Here is a 14675-nt window from a genome sequence, read left to right as displayed (position 1 = left end):
CAAGCACGTTTCGTCGCCAAGAGTGATCGGCACCGTCGAACAACGCGCCGGTGTGGCATGGAAACCCGCTCAGCCCTTGCGCGCAGAAACGATCCAGGCGGCCGCCGGCCACGCGATCTGGCTGCCTTCGCGCCGAGCTTCCAGCACGGTGCGCAACCGCGATTCGGCGGCGGTACGCTCCGCCTCCGGAAGCTCGCGCAGCGCGCGCGCGGCGGGGCCGATGCGGCGCAGCAGCGAAAGCGCGTCTTCCACTGCCGCCTCGCCCTTTCCTACGCCCGCGACATAGGCGTAGTCGACAGGCGTCAGCGATACGTCGCGCCAGCCCGCCGACGTAAGGATATCCTCCACCAGCGCGGGATCGGCGAAACCGAACGGTCCCGGCGCGTATCCGTCGGGGGAACCCTGGGTCGCATCGGGCGCTACGGCCTGCGCCACCTCACCCGCCCACCGGTTGTGAGCAGGCGCGCGAAAGCAGGAGAACACCAGGTTCGCGCCGGGCGCGGCAAAGCCCGCGATGTGCGCAAAGGCGGTGCGCGGGTCGTCGAAGAACATCACCCCGTGACGCGAGACGAGCAGGTCCGGCGCTTCATCGGGCCGCCATTCGCTTGCATCGGCCTGGACGAACGACAGGTTTGCCCGGTCCCCCCCGCGCGCGCTTGCGGCATCCAGCAATTCCGGGCTGAGGTCGAGGCCGGTTACCTGCGCATCGGGACGCGCCTGCGCAAACGCCAGCGACAACTCGCCAGCGCCGCAACCGATATCGAGGATGCGCGCGCCGGCAAGCGGCGCGATTCGCGCCAGCAGCGTTTGTGTCAGTTCGCCAAAGCTGCGGTCCGTGCGCAGCCATTCGGCCGCCCATGCGTGGCCGACGCGGCCTTCCCAATCGCGATTCGATGTCATGCCCGATCGCTACGTGCCACGGCTCGTCGCGACAAGCCTTCCCGCACGCCAGATTCCGCTTGCGACTCACCGGCGAGAGGCAGAGCATCCAATCCATCGAACCCCAGAGCGCGCCTGACACGAGGCCATATGGGATGACCTTCGCGCCCGGCGCGCCTTCGCACATGAAGGAGGCGATCATGGGCAACACCACAAATCGGGAATCCGCGGCCGGCAGCAGGCCAACCCGTGCGGTCGCATTGGTCGGGCCGGCCGGCACGGGTAAGACAAGCCTCGCCGAGGCAATGCTCTACGCCAGCGGCGCAACGACGCGCCAGGGGAGCGTGGAAGCGGGCACCAGCGTGGGCGACGCCAGTCCGGAGGCGCGCCAGCGAGGCGGCTCGACCGAACTCAACCTTTCGCACTTTGAATACCTGGGCGACCGTTTCGCCCTGATCGACACGCCCGGAGGTATCGGCTTCGCATCCGACGGGCTGGCCGCGCTGGCCAGCTGCGACATGGCGATCGTGGTGATAGACCCCAGCCCCGAACGCGCGGGACTTGCGGGTCCGATCCTGCGGCGGCTTGACGAAGCAGGCCTGCCCCATGCGATTTTCGTGAACAAGATGGACGGCGCACGTGCGGGATCGGTGCGCGAGATACTGGACGCATTGCAACCGATGAGCCGCGAACCGCTGGCCTTGCGCGAATTCCCGATCCGCGACGGCGAGCAGGTGACCGGCTATGTCGATGTCGCGCTGGAACGCGCCTATCGCTATCGCCCGGGCGAAGCGTCCGAGGTGGTCGAGATTCCGGCAGAGCTCGCCGTGCGCGAGAAGGAGGAGCACACCAGGCTTCTGGAAACGCTGGCCGATTTCGACGACGAACTGCTTGAAGCGCTGCTGATGGACGAAGTGCCCACGCAGGATACCGTGATGCACGACCTTGCCGACGATACCGCGCAGGCGAAAGTGGTGCCGGTGCTGTTCGGTTCGGCCCTGACCGACGGCGGCGTGCGGCGATTGTTGAAGATGTTGCGCCACGAAACGCCCTGGCCCGATGCGGCCGCACGGCGCGTGGGCCTGGCCGAAGGTGGCGCGCTGCACGTGTTCAAGGTTGCCAATGGCGGCTCTATGGGGCGGCTGGCGCTGGGCCGCGTGCTGGGCAACGCGCTGCACGAAGGCGATGACCTGTCGATCGGCGGGGAGGCAGCGCGCACCGGCTCGATCTTCGCATTACAGGGTGAAAAGACCGCCAAGTTGCCCGAAGCGCGCCCGGGCGACGTGGTAGCGGTCGCCAAGGTGGATGGCGCACGCAGCGGGATGCTGCTGGGTTCGGGCAGCGCGCCGCAACTGGGTGACGCGCTGGTGGAGTACCCGGCGCGCAATGCGGCGATGGCCATCAGCACGCGCGACCGGAAGGACGACGTCAAGCTGTCCGCCGCTCTCCACCGCCTGTGCGAGGAAGACCCTGCGCTGGAATGGGAGCAGGACGAGGAAAGCCACGAAACGCTGCTGCGCGGGGTGAACGACGAACACCTGCAGGTCGTGCTCGCACGCCTTGAGCGGCGCTATGGCGTTGCGGTGGATACCCACCCGCCGCGCATCGCTTATCGCGAATCGATCCGCAAACCGGCCGGTGCGCGCGGGCGGCACAAGAAGCAATCGGGCGGGCACGGCCAGTATGGCGACGCGGTGATCGAAATTCGGCCGCTGGAACGCGGCGCGGGCTTCGTCTTCGAAGACAGGATCAGCGGCGGGGTCATCCCCAAGCAGTGGATTCCCGCAGTCGAGGCCGGGATCAAGGATGCGATGATCAAGGGGCCGCTGGGCTTTCCCGTTGTGGACGTGGCGGTGACGCTGACCGACGGATCGTTCCATTCGGTCGATTCCTCGGAACTCGCCTTCCGCATCGCAGGGCGCATGGCGATGGCGGACGCGCTGGAAAAGGCCGCACCCTATCTTCTGGAACCGATGAGCAGGATTACCGTCGATACGCCGGCCGGAACGGGATCGAAGGCCGGGTCGGCACTCTCCAGCCGGCGCGGGCAGATCATGGGGCTTGGCCCGCATCCCGAATGGGATCGGTGGGAGCGGATTGAGGCGCTGCTGCCCGAAAGCGGGCTTTACGGACTTGACGCCGAACTGCGATCGCTGAGTCAGGGTCTGGCAAGTTATACCGCCGGGTTCGACCACCTGGCCGAACTGGCAGGCAAACAGGCGAGCGAAGTGGTGAAGGAGCGGGCGGTAGAGCTGGCCTGATCTTTGCGTCATTGGCACGCGCGCGCCGGAACCGCGCATACCGTGATCGCGCGCACCGAAACTGGGCACACCGGGGCTGCGCATAAAGGAAACCGCCGCGCCCCTGCCGGGGGGCGCGGCGGCTTTTGGGTTTCGCGGCCGGGCGCGGGGTTGCCCGGCCGCGCTCGAGGATCAGGCGTCGTCGTCCGCGTCCGGACCCGTCATCATCTCCTCGGCCACCCGGTCGGTGTGGCCGCGGATCGCAGCTTCCAGCCGGGAACACATTTCGGGATTTTCCTTGAGGAAGGTCTTGGCGTTTTCACGGCCCTGGCCGATCCGCACACTGTCATAGCTGAACCATGAACCGGACTTTTCCACCACCCCGGCCTTCACGCCAAGATCCAGGATCTCACCGATCTTGGAAATGCCCTCGCCATACATGATGTCGAATTCAACCTGCTTGAACGGCGGGGCGACCTTGTTCTTCACAACCTTCACGCGGGTGGCATTGCCGATCACCTCGTCCCGGTCTTTGATCTGGCCCGTGCGGCGGATGTCGAGCCGCACAGAGGCATAGAACTTGAGCGCGTTGCCACCGGTCGTCGTCTCGGGGTTCCCGTACATCACGCCGATCTTCATGCGCAGCTGGTTGATGAAGATCACCATGCAGCGCGAGCGGCTGATCGAACCGGTCAGCTTGCGCAGCGACTGGCTCATCAGGCGGGCCTGAAGGCCGACGTGGCTGTCGCCCATCTCGCCCTCGATTTCAGCGCGGGGGACGAGAGCTGCGACCGAATCGACCACCAGCACGTCGATCGCGTTCGACCGCACCAGCGTATCGGTGATTTCCAGCGCCTGTTCGCCCGTATCGGGCTGCGAAACAATCAGCTCGTCGATGTCGACGCCCAGCTTCTTGGCATAGACCGGGTCGAGCGCGTGTTCCGCGTCGACGAAGGCCGCCGTGCCGCCGGCCTTCTGCGCTTCCGCGATAACGTGGAGCGCCAACGTCGTCTTGCCAGAGCTTTCCGGGCCGTAAACCTCTATCACCCGGCCGCGCGGCAATCCGCCGATGCCCAGCGCGATATCCAGCCCCAGGCTGCCGGTGGAGATCGCTTCGACCTGCATGGTCTCTTTCGATCCGAGCTTCATCGCGCTGCCCTTGCCGAACGCGCGATCTATCTGTGCAAGCGCCGCATCAAGCGCCTTCTGCCGGTCCATGTCCTTGTCTTTGCCTTCCTGAATGAGCTTGAGCTGCGCCGCCATGGCTACGTCCCCTTGCCTAGAGTTGGCTCACACGAACCGTCAACAGGCGCAGTTGTATCCTGTTTGTTCTTATGGAACAAGAGGGGAACAATATTTTCGTTCCAACCCGAACGGACCGTTTTATTTCAATGGTTTATGCATCACGCAAAACGATCAGGCTTTGCACGTCCGTTCCACATCGCGCCAGATCGGTGTGATTTATCCCCCGCGAAGCGCGGTCTCCACCGCCGCGACGATCTGCGGAACGCTGAACGGCTTGGCCAGGAAATACATGTCGGGGATGTCGATGTCCTTGCGCAACTGCTCTTCGGCATAGCCGGACATGAACATCACCGGCAGGTCGGGCAGCAGGCGGCGGATCTCCCGCGCCATTGCCGGGCCGTCCATGCTGGGCATAACCACGTCGGTCAGCACCAGGTCGAACTTGCCGCCAGAAGCGATGGCGTCCAGCCCTTCCTCGCCATCGGCGGCAGTGGTCACTTCGTAACCCTGCCGGGTCAGCGCGCGCTCTGCCACGGCGCGCACGGTATCCTCGTCCTCGACAAGCAGGATACTGCCGCCGCCGCTCCATTCGCGTTTCTTCGCGGGCGCCTGCTTTTCCGCTGCCAACGGTTCTTCCGGAGCCGGGACATGGACCGGCAGGTAGATGGAGAAGCGCGTGCCCTGCCCCACTTCGCTTTCCGCGAAGATGAAGCCGCCCGATTGCTTCACGATGCCGTAAACCGTGGACAGGCCCAGTCCGGTGCCCTTGCCCTTTTCCTTGGTCGTGAAGAACGGTTCGAAGATCTTGCCGATCTGCGCGGGCTTGATGCCGTGACCGTTATCCTCAACCACCAGCGCGGTATAATCCCCGATCGGCAGGATCTCGCTCTTCATCGCGCGCACGTCCTGCGCGGTCACGCGGCGGGTGGCGAGCTTGAGCACGCCGCCCTGGTTCCCGGCCATCGCATCGCGCGCGTTCACGGCAAGGTTGAGCAGCACCTGTTCAAGCTGCACCGGATCGGCGCGAACAAGGCCCAGGTCACGGTCGTGCCGCACCACCAGTTCAATCTTTTCACCCAGCAAGCGCTTGAGCAGCGCCGAAACCTCGGAAACGACGTCCGGCAGTTGCAGCACTTCGGGCCGCAGCGTCTGTTGCCGAGAAAAGGCCAGCAATTGCCGCGTCAGCGAAGCCGCGCGATTCGAATTGGCCTTTACCTGCTGGATATCGTCATAATCGCTGTCGCCCGGCGTATGGCGCATCAGCATCAGGTCGCAATATCCGATGATCGCGGTCAGCACGTTGTTGAAATCGTGCGCCACGCCGCCGGCCAGCTGGCCCACCGCCTGCATCTTGGTGGCCTGCGCAATTTCCCGCTTGAGGCGGGTTTCCTCGCTCGAATCCTTCAGGGAAAGCAGCACCGAGCCCTCGCCCAGCCCGCGCACGCCCGCTAGGCTGAGGGACACCGGCTCTTCCGGCGAAACGCGCAGCCGCACGGCCACGTCGCCCGCCGCATTCGCGCCGCCCTGGGCGTGGCGACGCACCGCATCGGACAGGGCAGACTTGTCTTCTCGGATCACAAGATCAGAAGGATAGGGCGGGATCGCACCTTCCTCGCATCCCGCGGCGCGCAGGAAAGCGCTGTTGGCGAACAAGAAGCGACCGTCCCTGTCCGTCATCGCCAGACCCAGCGGCAGACGCGAGAGCAGCGCCTCTATCTGCGGCAGCCCTGTGCGTGCATCCCCCATGCCGCCCTGGTTGTCGATCAGCATGAACAGCGACGGCGTCCGGGCAGGATCGGGATCGTCCGGACCGTCCGGGTCCGCAACGGGAAAGTGCAATATGCGGACCGGAACGCCCTTGGTCCCTTCGCGCGCATAGAAAATCCGCTCCTGATCGTCGGAGCGGAGGAACGAGACGAAATCGCTTCCGGCAATATCCGCGCTGTCCTCTCCCGTCGCGCGCAGGGCAAACGCGGGATTGGCGGCGAGCACCGTTCCGTCGGGCGCGACGACCGCGGCCTGCGCGCCTTCGCGCGCCAGCGCCCGGCCCAATTTGCCGCCGATATGGCCGATCATGTCCCCGACGATATCGCCGGTGACGAGCGGCGTGAAACGCCAGACGAGATGATCCCCGCCGCGCCCCGCGCGTTCGACGACGCCGGTCCAGCTGCCGCTTTCGGATTCGAGCGCTTCGGTTTCGGCCCTCCCGTCGCGCCAGGCGCTGCGCGTCGTTTCCTCCAGCGCTGCTGCGGAGGACGGTTCGAACGGAAGGCGCGGCGGCGCGGCAGCGGCACCGAACCAGTCGGTAAAGCGGCGATTGGCGCAGACAAGGCGACCGGCGCGGTCCGTGATGGCCACGGCCATGTCGTCGCGCTCTATCGCGGCGTGCGTAACGGACCAGTCGGGCGACGCGAAATCGGGCGCGGGCTCGGCACTGGGCCTGCGCGCAAGGACAAGCACGATAGCGCCCAGGGAAACGACGGCGGCAAGGAACGCCGCGCCCAGCAGCAATTGCCCGGAAACCAGCCACAGCAAAACGGCGCTGGCCAACATCGCCAGTCCCGCAAGCGCAACGTCGCGGGCGGGCGCCACACCTTCCGCCAGGCGATCCGCGTCTCCGCTCATGCGCCCCACACTCCGCCCGTGCCGTCCGGCCCGCCCGCCGCGGCGTCAAGCCGGCTGCGGCGGCGACGCGCGACCCGCCAGCGCCAGATCCACGACGAAAGGACATAGCCGACAAGCGCGCACGTGGTGGCGATAACCAGCAGGCCGATCGCGGTATCCTCTCCCGCGCCAGTCAGCCGGGTAAGCAACTGGTCGGCCTGGGTCTGCTGTATCGCCGTCGCCATGGGCGCAACCTGCGTCATCGCATCGGCATGGAGCAAGGCCTCTCCGATACGATAGCCAAGCCACCAGATTCCCGCGACCGTGAACGGATTGCCGATGAATGTGGCGGCAAGCGCGACCGGAACGTTCGCGCGCACGAACACCGCCAGCGCGGCCGCGACAAGGAAGTGCGCCATCGGGATGATAGTGCCGATGAACAACCCCAGCGCGACGCCGCGCGGAACCGATCGGCGCGTGAAGCGCCACAGTTCGGGTCGCAGGATGTTGTGCGAGAACGGCTTCAGCCAGCGGTTGTTCGCCAGCTGGTCGCGCGTGGGGACAAGCCGGTGGAACCAGCCCCGCCTTGCCTCAGGTTGTTCGTTGCGTTTCGTGTCAGCCATTCAGGCCGTCACATGGCCCCTTGCCCGCGCGCTGTCGAGACGCGTTTTCCGCTTGCGCGCAACGCGCCAGCGCCAGACCCAGCCGGTGACCAGATAGCTGACGGCGGAGGCGACGACCGCGATCACCACCAGGCCGAAGGCGGTCACCAGCGTTGCGCCGGTAAGCCATTGCAGCGCCTTGTCGAACTCGGTCTGCGCCATCGCGGTGCTGACGGGAGCCACCACCGTGGCCGCATCCACGCGCAGCATCACGCTGCCCACCTGGTAGGCGGCAATCCAGATCAGCGGCGTGGTGAAGGGATTGGTGACGAACGTTGTCGCCGCCGCCACCGGCACGTTGGCACGGATGGTGAAGCTGAACAGCGCGGCAAAGAATATCTGCGCGAACGGCACGATGATGCCCACCAGCATCCCCAGCGCGACACCGCGCGGCACCGAACGCCGGGTGAAACGCCACAGGTCGGAACGCAACACGCGATGGGCGAACGGGCGCATGAACCTGTTGGCGGCAAGCCCTTCCCGCGTCGGCATGTTGCGCGCGGCCCAACGTGTGATCTTCCTGTTCATGATCCCGTCAAGAAATGGGCGTCCAACCGGTCCCGTTCAAGTGGCGGACACCATGACACAGGAGGGCTTTCGCTTTGATGAAGGAAAGCGCGGAAACGGCTGCAATCAGCCGTGATCGCGCATCAGGCGCGCCTTGTCCCGCGCCCAGTCGCGCTCCTTGATCGTCTGCCGCTTGTCGGCCACGTTCTTGCCCTTGGCGAGCGCGAGTTCGACCTTCGCCCGCCCGCGCGAATTGAAATAGATCGACAGCGGAACCAGCGTCATCCCCTTGCGCTCCACCGCGCCGGTCAGCCGGTCGATTTCGCGTTCGTGCAGCAACAGCTTGCGGGGGCGCTTGGGTTCGTGGTTGAAGCGGTTGCCGTGGCTGAATTCGGGCACGTTCGAATTGATCAGCCAGACCTGGCCATCCTTCACTTCGGCATAGCTTTCGGCGATCGACCCTTCACCGAAGCGCAAGGACTTCACTTCGGTGCCGGTCAGCACGATCCCGGCCTCGAGCTTGTCTTCTATATGATAGTCGAATCGCGCGCGGCGGTTTTCCGCGACGACCTTTCTCTTGTCGAACGTTTGTGGAGTGGGACGGGCCATATGGCGCGCGATGTAGGCATTGCGGGGCGCAAGGGGAAGCCCCCCGCGCCGCGCGCACCCTACACCAGCCCCGCGTGTTCCAGCGCCGCGTCCACCGCCGCCTTCGCCGCGTCGCTGATTTCCACCAGCGGCAGGCGCAGGTCCGGGCTGATATCGGGGAACAGGCGCGACAGCGCGTATTTCACCGGGCCGGGCGATGCATCCTCGAACATCGCGTAATGCAGCGGGTAAAGCCGGTCGTTCAGCTCACGCGCCTTGGCAAGGTCGTTCGCGGCGATCGCGGTCTGGAACTCGCTGCACAGCTTCGGCGCGACATTGGCCGTCACCGAAATGCACCCGACGCCGCCCGCCGCGTTGTGCGGCAGCCACAGCACGTCATCGCCGCAAAGCTGGCAGAAATCCTTGCCGATGCCCATGCGGTGATCGGTTACGCGCGAAAGGATTCCGCCCGCGTCCTTGATCGCCACGATCTTGTCGGGATAGCGATTCGCCAGTTCGCATACCGTTTCGGGCTTCATGTCGGTCACCGTGCGACCGGGCACGTTGTACAGTACGATCGGCAGGTCGTGGTGTTCGGCCAGATAGCTGAAATGGGCGATGATCCCCGCCTGGCTGGGCCGGTTGTAATAGGGCACGACCAGCAGCGCCGCCGAAGCGCCGCTCTTCTTCGAAAAGGTCATGTGCAGCGACGCGTTCATCGTATCGTTGCTGCCGCACCCGGCGATCACCGGAACGCGGCCGGCCGCCTGTTCAACGCAGACTTCGATCACGCGGTGGTGCTCGGCGTTCGACAGGGTAGAGGCTTCGCCGGTGGTCCCGCAGGGGACAAGCGCGGACGATCCGTTCTCTATCTGCCAGTCGACGAGTCGCCGGAACGCGGGTTCGTCGAACGCCCCATCGCGAAAAGGAGTCACCAGAGCCGGAATCGAGCCGGAAAACATGGACAAATTCCCTCAAAATGCGCCACACAAGGAACAAGCGTCGAAAATCGGCGCCAGGCCTGCGGGGGGTCATATATTCAGCGCCTGATAAGGAGCCGCAACGCATGATGTCCAGCATGGACGCAAAAGCCGTGCTCAGGAAACTTGGATTGGCCGCCATTGTGGTGCCGGGATTGGCGCTGTCTGTTGCCTGCCATGCCAACGAAGCCAGCGAGTGGGACAAGGCCCGCGCGCAGCTGGTCGCAACGCAGGCAGGGCCGATGGCCCAGGCGGTGCAGCGCTGGAAACTGCTTACCAGTTCCAGTCGCTTCTCGTTCAGCGACTATGCCGGCTTCGTGCTTGCCTATCCCGGTTTCCCCGAGGAGACGAAGCTGCGCCGCTATGCCGAAGCGACGCTTGCCGATACCTATGTCGCGCCCGGCCAGCTTGTCGCGTTTTTCGACAAGCTGCCGCCGCTGACCAATGCCGCCCGCGCGCAATACGCGCTGGCGCTTCAGGCGATGGGCCGTCCCGATGCGGCCAAGGTCGCGCGCGAGGCGTGGCGCGGCGGATCGATGAGCGCACAGGCCGAAGCCGCGCTGGTAACGTCCTGGGGATCGACCTTCACCCAGGCAGACCAGGACGCGCGGATGGAAGCGCTGCTGTGGCAGGGGGACCAGGCCGGGGCCGAGCGGCAGCTTGCGCTCGTCTCTCCCGCGCGGCGCGGGATCGATGCGGCAAGCCTCGCAGCGCTGGCCGGAAGCGATCCCTATGCAACCGGTGTGCCGGCAACGCCGCAGGCACTCAATTCCGATCCGGGGTTCCTCTACCTTCGCGCGCGCCAGCTTCGAAAGACCGGCCAGGGACAGGCCGCGCGCGGCCTGCTTGCCAACCGCCCGCTGCTGGCAAGCAAGCCGCAGGACGATGCAGAGTGGGTGGAAGAACTTCTGGTCAACGCACGCGGCGCGGCGGATGACGGCTCGCCCAGCCTTGCCGTGCGCATTTCCGAAGGGATCGACGATGCCTTCGATGCGGGCGAGGACATTTCGAAGCGCAGCTATGGCCTGCGCGACGATTATACTTCGCTGATGTGGCTGGGGGGCACACAGGCGCTCTGGGATCTTGGCGCACCGCGCGAAGCCGCGCCGCTGTTCTATCGCTATGGCGCCGCCGCGCGCACGCCGGGCACACGCTCCAAGGGTTTTTACTGGGCAGGCCGCGCCGCCGCCAAGGCGGGCGACCGGACCGGCGCGCAGAAATATTTCGAGATGGCCGCGCAATATGCGGACCAGTACTATGGCCAGCTCTCGCTTGAGCGGCTGGGCAAGCCGATGCCGAAGTTCGCCGAGGATTCGCAGATCCAGCCCACCGCGCAGCAGCGTGCCGCCTTCATGGCGGAACCGATCACCAGGGCGGTGCGCGAAGTGGCGCGCGAAAGCGACTGGCGAACGGCGGTGCGCTTTTTCCGCAAGATTTCTGACGACCAGCAGACAGAGGCGCAGCACGTGCTGGTCGCCGACCTGGCGCGCGACCTTGGCCGGCGCGACCTGGGAGTGATCCTGGGCCGGTCAGCAGCGGAAAAGGGATATCTGGATTTCCAGCACATATCCTTCCCGCGCATTCCGGTGCCCTATGGCTATGACCAGAGCTGGACGATGATCCACGCGATCACCCGTCAGGAAAGCCAGTTCGCGCAAAACGCGGTCAGCCACGCCGGGGCACGCGGGCTGATGCAGTTGATGCCGGGCACAGCGCGCGAACAGGCGGGCAAGATGGGCCTGTCCTATGACCGCACCGCGCTGATGGACGATGCAAGCTATAACCTGCAGCTGGGCGCGACCTATTTCGGGCGGATGATGGACTATTTCGGCGGGTCTTATCCGCTGGCCGTTGCCGCCTATAACGCGGGTCCGGGCAACGTGAACAAGTGGCTGCGCCGCAACGGCGATCCGCGCACGGGCGCTGTCGACTGGGTAAAGTGGATCGAGGAAATACCGCTGACCGAGACGCGCGGCTATGTCCAGCACGTGCTGGAAAACGCGGTGGTCTATGATTCGATGAATCCCGACAAGGCGGGCTATTCCGGGTCCAATCCGCTCAGCCACTATCTCGGCAAGAATACTCCGGGCTGAGGCACCTGCAATGAAGCCGGACGGCAACCCGATCACGCCCGCCGGGCTGGCGGCGCTGCGCGCGCGATACGACCATCTGCTGGGCACCGAACGCCCCGCGATCGTCGAGGTCGTAAGCTGGGCGGCGGGCAACGGCGACCGCAGCGAAAACGGCGACTATATCTATGGCCGCAAGCGGATGCGCGAAATCGACCGCGAGCTTTCGCACCTCGCCCGCCGGATGAAGGCGGCGCGGGTGATAGACCCCGCGCGGCAGGAAGACCGCGCGCGGGTGCTGTTCGGCGCGACGGTGGAAATTGCGGACGAGGACGACAACCGCCGCACGCTTACCCTTGTGGGCGACGACGAGCAGGACGCGAGCGCGAACCGCATCGGCTGGAGCGCCCCCATCGCCCGTGCGCTGCGCGGCGCGCGCGTGGGGGATCTGCGCACGGTGCGCCTGCCTGGCGGCGAAAAGGAATGGGAGATCATGGCGATCACCTATCCGGCAGGCGCCTGACATGGCAGAGATCGTCAACCTGCGCATGGCGCGCAAGACAAAGCGCCGGAACGAGGCACAGGCAAGGGCAGAAGAGAACCGCGCGAAGCACGGCGCCGGCAAGGCGGAGCGCACGGCAACCCGCCTTGACCAGGCGCGCGATGCGGCCCGCATCGACGGCGCGCGGCGCGAAAGGGAAGACTGATGCGCAGCACGTTCGGCGAAGCGACGGTGCGGCTTTACCACCTCGACGCCGTGACCGAAGGCGGCGCGGCCACAACACTGTTCTACGGCCCGCTGACAGAAGCGCTGGGCATCGCCGCGCAGCAGCCCGATGACGTGCAGGGCGGCCTGTTCATCGCCACCGACAACGATGTTGTCGCCTATCTCGACCTGATCGAGGGATGACGGACCGGCCTGTCCGGCGTTCCCGAACCTGCCTGGCGGCGTTGCGCAACCGGCGTTCGGCAGCGCAGAGCCAACGGATGTATTTGCATTGTGCAAACGCCCTGCTAGCCCGCTGGGCATGACTATCCCCGGACGTTTCTTCATCATGCGCCACGGCGAAACGGTGTATAATGCCGCGCGCCGGTTGCAGGCGAACCACATCCACACCCCGCTGACCGCGCTCGGCTTCGAACAGGCGCAAACCATGGGGCAGAAACTGCTGGCGGAACTGGGCAAGCGCCCCGATGTGACGCTCCACGTATCCGAAACCGGCCGCGCGCTGCAGACCGCATCGCTGATCTGCGAAGCGCTGGGGATCGACTGGTTCGACGCGCAGCGCACGGACGACCTGAAGGAAATCGACATGGGCGGCTGGTGCGGCCGCTATTACGACGACGTGGAGGCGGAACACGGCCCCATCGTCATTGCAGACCACCTGTTGCGCCCGGCCCCGGACGGCGAGGACTATCACGATATCGCCGCGCGACTGAAACGCTGGATGGAAAGCGTTTCGGGTTGCGGGGGCGATCACATCGTGGTGATGCACGGCATTTCCAGCCGCGTCCTGCGCGGGCTGATGGGCGGTTTTGCGGCTCACGGAGAGCACGGTGTCCCGATTGCGCCCAGCCTTGTGCAGGGATCGATCGCACTGGTCGAACACGGCGTGGAACAGGTGCTTTACGGCTCACCCCACGGAGTGGAGCACGCCTGATGCGCCGGGCGCTGGCCCTGCCTGTCATCGCCGCCGCGCTCGTGTCGCTTCCCGCCCTGGCGCGTGACAGCCTGGGCGTGTTCGGCAACTGGGCCGCGTTCCGCGATGCGGGCGTTCCGCGATGCTACGCCATCGCCGTTGCCGACAGCACCGCCCGAGACAAACCGACCTTCCAGCCATACGCGACGATTGCCACCTGGCCAAAGCGCGGCGTTCGCGGCCAGGTCTATTTCCGCCTGTCGCACCGGCTGGCCGCGCACAGCCCCGCGCACCTGGCGGTAAGCGGCACGCACTTCGACCTCGTGCCCGGAAAGACGGACGCCTGGGCGGCGGACAAGCGCATGGATGCGGCCATCGTGGCGGCCATGCGCTCTGCAAGCGGGATGGTCATTTCCGCGCGCGCCGCCGACGGCCACCTGTTTCGCGACTATTACAACCTGGACGGTGTCGCCAGCGCGATGGACGCCGCCGCGCTGGGCTGCGCCGCGAACTGACCGCGCGAAAAGGGCGGACCGGTTTCCCGGCCCGCCCCGTATCTCCGCAGTCGCGGCCGCCATGCGTCAGAAGCGATAGCCCAGCGTCGCCACAACCTGGTGACGATCGGTATCGATGTTGAACCGGCTGGAATCGGGCGTGTTCCCGTTGAAGTCGAACTCACCCTTGGAATAGTTCGAATACCGGTATTCCGCGCCGATATAGCCGTGGCGGCTCACCGCGTATTCGATCCCCGCACCGACGCGGTAACCATCGGTGTCGAGGCGCTGCGACAGATCGGTGGTTCCGTCCGTGCCTTCCATATGGAAGCGCTGGTTGGTGTAGCCGCCCTTCACGTAAACCATGGTGCGCGGCGACGTGACGTAACCGATGCGGCCGCCGACATAGATTTCGCGATCCGCGCGCACGTGACCCAGGTTGAAGGTGTTGGGAACGTTGTTGTTATTGTCCCAGCTGGCCGAACTGCCGGCATAGGACGCTTCAGCACCCACGCGCAGCCGTTCGCCCACGGGCACGTCGTATCCGATCACGCCGCCATATTCGATGCCGTCGATCGACTGCTTGATATCGCGCGTGGTGTCATTGTCGACACTGCTGCCCGAACGGATGTGGTCATAGCCGACTTCAACGCCGACGCGCGGGCCGGTGAATGCTTCGCCGGGATCGTCCTGCGCAAGTGCGGGGCTGGCAACGGCAATCGCGCTGCCTGCGGCAAGGATGGCAAGAACAGTCTTCATGGTGGTAT

Annotated in this window: 15 protein-coding genes; 7 read left to right on the top strand and 8 right to left on the bottom strand. The window is 65.7% G+C overall.

What is annotated here, in order from left to right; genetic code table 11:
• Window positions 1–69 precede the first annotated feature (69 nt).
• Window positions 70–900, bottom strand: a complete 831-nt coding sequence (locus tag RXV95_RS05560) for a class I SAM-dependent methyltransferase (protein WP_338468023.1) — start codon at window positions 898–900, stop codon at window positions 70–72.
• A gap of 134 nt (window positions 901–1034) precedes the next feature.
• Between RXV95_RS05560 and RXV95_RS05555 the strand changes: the two genes are divergently transcribed.
• Window positions 1035–3140: an elongation factor G gene (locus RXV95_RS05555; protein ID WP_338468022.1), complete on the top strand. Its 2106-nt coding sequence runs from the start codon at window positions 1035–1037 to the stop codon at window positions 3138–3140.
• A 171-nt stretch (window positions 3141–3311) separates the two neighbouring features.
• Here the strand turns inward: RXV95_RS05555 and recA are convergent, their stop codons facing one another.
• The 6 genes from recA to dapA form a co-directional block, all read right to left on the bottom strand.
• On the bottom strand, window positions 3312–4382 hold the full coding sequence (gene recA, locus RXV95_RS05550; RefSeq protein ID WP_338468021.1) for a recombinase RecA: 1071 nt from the start codon (window positions 4380–4382) through the stop codon (window positions 3312–3314).
• Between the two features lie 198 nt (window positions 4383–4580).
• Window positions 4581–6989 carry a response regulator gene (locus RXV95_RS05545; protein ID WP_338468020.1) on the bottom strand — a complete coding sequence of 803 codons (2409 nt, stop codon included), beginning with the start codon at window positions 6987–6989 and terminating at the stop codon, window positions 4581–4583.
• Entirely contained in the window at window positions 6986–7591 is a 606-nt protein-coding gene (locus RXV95_RS05540; RefSeq protein ID WP_338468019.1) for a DUF2062 domain-containing protein, read from the bottom strand. Before RXV95_RS05540 ends, RXV95_RS05545 begins: the two co-directional genes overlap by 4 nt.
• Window positions 7592–8158, bottom strand: coding sequence for a DUF2062 domain-containing protein (locus tag RXV95_RS05535; RefSeq protein WP_338468018.1), 567 nt, complete (start codon window positions 8156–8158; stop codon window positions 7592–7594).
• 105 nt (window positions 8159–8263) lie between these two features.
• Window positions 8264–8746: an SsrA-binding protein SmpB gene (smpB, locus tag RXV95_RS05530; RefSeq protein WP_338468017.1), complete on the bottom strand. Its 483-nt coding sequence runs from the start codon at window positions 8744–8746 to the stop codon at window positions 8264–8266.
• A 59-nt stretch (window positions 8747–8805) separates the two neighbouring features.
• The gene (gene dapA, locus RXV95_RS05525) at window positions 8806–9687 is read right to left on the bottom strand and encodes a 4-hydroxy-tetrahydrodipicolinate synthase (protein WP_338468016.1); all 882 of its coding nucleotides are present in this window, start codon (window positions 9685–9687) and stop codon (window positions 8806–8808) included.
• Window positions 9688–9836: 149 nt separating this feature from the next.
• On the opposite strand from dapA, the gene RXV95_RS05520 reads away from it, so the two are divergent.
• The 6 genes from RXV95_RS05520 to RXV95_RS05495 all read left to right on the top strand — a co-directional run bounded on the left by RXV95_RS05520 (window position 9837) and on the right by RXV95_RS05495 (window position 13929).
• The gene (locus RXV95_RS05520) at window positions 9837–11798 is read left to right on the top strand and encodes a lytic transglycosylase domain-containing protein (protein ID WP_338468015.1); all 1962 of its coding nucleotides are present in this window, start codon (window positions 9837–9839) and stop codon (window positions 11796–11798) included.
• 10 nt (window positions 11799–11808) lie between these two features.
• Window positions 11809–12297: a transcription elongation factor GreB gene (gene greB / locus RXV95_RS05515; protein WP_338468014.1), complete on the top strand. Its 489-nt coding sequence runs from the start codon at window positions 11809–11811 to the stop codon at window positions 12295–12297.
• Window position 12298: 1 nt separating this feature from the next.
• Window positions 12299–12481, top strand: a complete 183-nt coding sequence (locus RXV95_RS05510; RefSeq protein ID WP_338468013.1) for a DUF4169 family protein — start codon at window positions 12299–12301, stop codon at window positions 12479–12481.
• Window positions 12481–12684: a hypothetical protein gene (locus tag RXV95_RS05505; protein ID WP_338468012.1), complete on the top strand. Its 204-nt coding sequence runs from the start codon at window positions 12481–12483 to the stop codon at window positions 12682–12684. The genes RXV95_RS05510 and RXV95_RS05505 overlap by 1 nt, the downstream gene beginning before the upstream one ends.
• 118 nt (window positions 12685–12802) lie before the next feature.
• Entirely contained in the window at window positions 12803–13435 is a 633-nt protein-coding gene (locus RXV95_RS05500) for a phosphoglycerate mutase family protein (protein ID WP_338468011.1), read from the top strand.
• Window positions 13435–13929, top strand: a complete 495-nt coding sequence (locus tag RXV95_RS05495) for a hypothetical protein (protein ID WP_338468010.1) — start codon at window positions 13435–13437, stop codon at window positions 13927–13929. The genes RXV95_RS05500 and RXV95_RS05495 overlap by 1 nt, the downstream gene beginning before the upstream one ends.
• A 66-nt stretch (window positions 13930–13995) precedes the next feature.
• Here RXV95_RS05495 and RXV95_RS05490 read toward each other — a convergent pair whose 3' ends face one another.
• Entirely contained in the window at window positions 13996–14667 is a 672-nt protein-coding gene (locus tag RXV95_RS05490; RefSeq protein ID WP_338468009.1) for a porin family protein, read from the bottom strand.
• Window positions 14668–14675: the final 8 nt, after the last annotated feature.

The sequence above is a fragment of the Novosphingobium sp. ZN18A2 genome, assembly GCF_036784765.1.
In the GTDB taxonomy this organism is placed as follows: domain Bacteria; phylum Pseudomonadota; class Alphaproteobacteria; order Sphingomonadales; family Sphingomonadaceae; genus Novosphingobium.
This window is presented reverse-complemented; position numbering and strand designations above follow the sequence as displayed.

Excerpts from the sequence above, each read along its gene's own strand:
- RXV95_RS05540 (WP_338468019.1), bottom strand. The coding sequence starts at position 7,591 with ATGGCTGACACGAAACGCAACGAACAACCTGAGGCAAGGCGGGGCTGG.
- smpB (WP_338468017.1), bottom strand. The coding sequence starts at position 8,746 with ATGGCCCGTCCCACTCCACAAACGTTCGACAAGAGAAAGGTCGTCGCG.
- RXV95_RS05555 (WP_338468022.1), top strand. The coding sequence starts at position 1,035 with ATGACCTTCGCGCCCGGCGCGCCTTCGCACATGAAGGAGGCGATCATG.
- RXV95_RS05495 (WP_338468010.1), top strand. The coding sequence starts at position 13,435 with ATGCGCCGGGCGCTGGCCCTGCCTGTCATCGCCGCCGCGCTCGTGTCG.
- RXV95_RS05545 (WP_338468020.1), bottom strand. The coding sequence starts at position 6,989 with ATGAGCGGAGACGCGGATCGCCTGGCGGAAGGTGTGGCGCCCGCCCGC.
- greB (WP_338468014.1), top strand. The coding sequence starts at position 11,809 with ATGAAGCCGGACGGCAACCCGATCACGCCCGCCGGGCTGGCGGCGCTG.
- RXV95_RS05535 (WP_338468018.1), bottom strand. The coding sequence starts at position 8,158 with ATGAACAGGAAGATCACACGTTGGGCCGCGCGCAACATGCCGACGCGG.
- RXV95_RS05560 (WP_338468023.1), bottom strand. The coding sequence starts at position 900 with ATGACATCGAATCGCGATTGGGAAGGCCGCGTCGGCCACGCATGGGCG.
- RXV95_RS05510 (WP_338468013.1), top strand. The coding sequence starts at position 12,299 with ATGGCAGAGATCGTCAACCTGCGCATGGCGCGCAAGACAAAGCGCCGG.
- dapA (WP_338468016.1), bottom strand. The coding sequence starts at position 9,687 with ATGTTTTCCGGCTCGATTCCGGCTCTGGTGACTCCTTTTCGCGATGGG.
- RXV95_RS05490 (WP_338468009.1), bottom strand. The coding sequence starts at position 14,667 with ATGAAGACTGTTCTTGCCATCCTTGCCGCAGGCAGCGCGATTGCCGTT.
- RXV95_RS05505 (WP_338468012.1), top strand. The coding sequence starts at position 12,481 with ATGCGCAGCACGTTCGGCGAAGCGACGGTGCGGCTTTACCACCTCGAC.
- RXV95_RS05500 (WP_338468011.1), top strand. The coding sequence starts at position 12,803 with ATGACTATCCCCGGACGTTTCTTCATCATGCGCCACGGCGAAACGGTG.
- recA (WP_338468021.1), bottom strand. The coding sequence starts at position 4,382 with ATGGCGGCGCAGCTCAAGCTCATTCAGGAAGGCAAAGACAAGGACATG.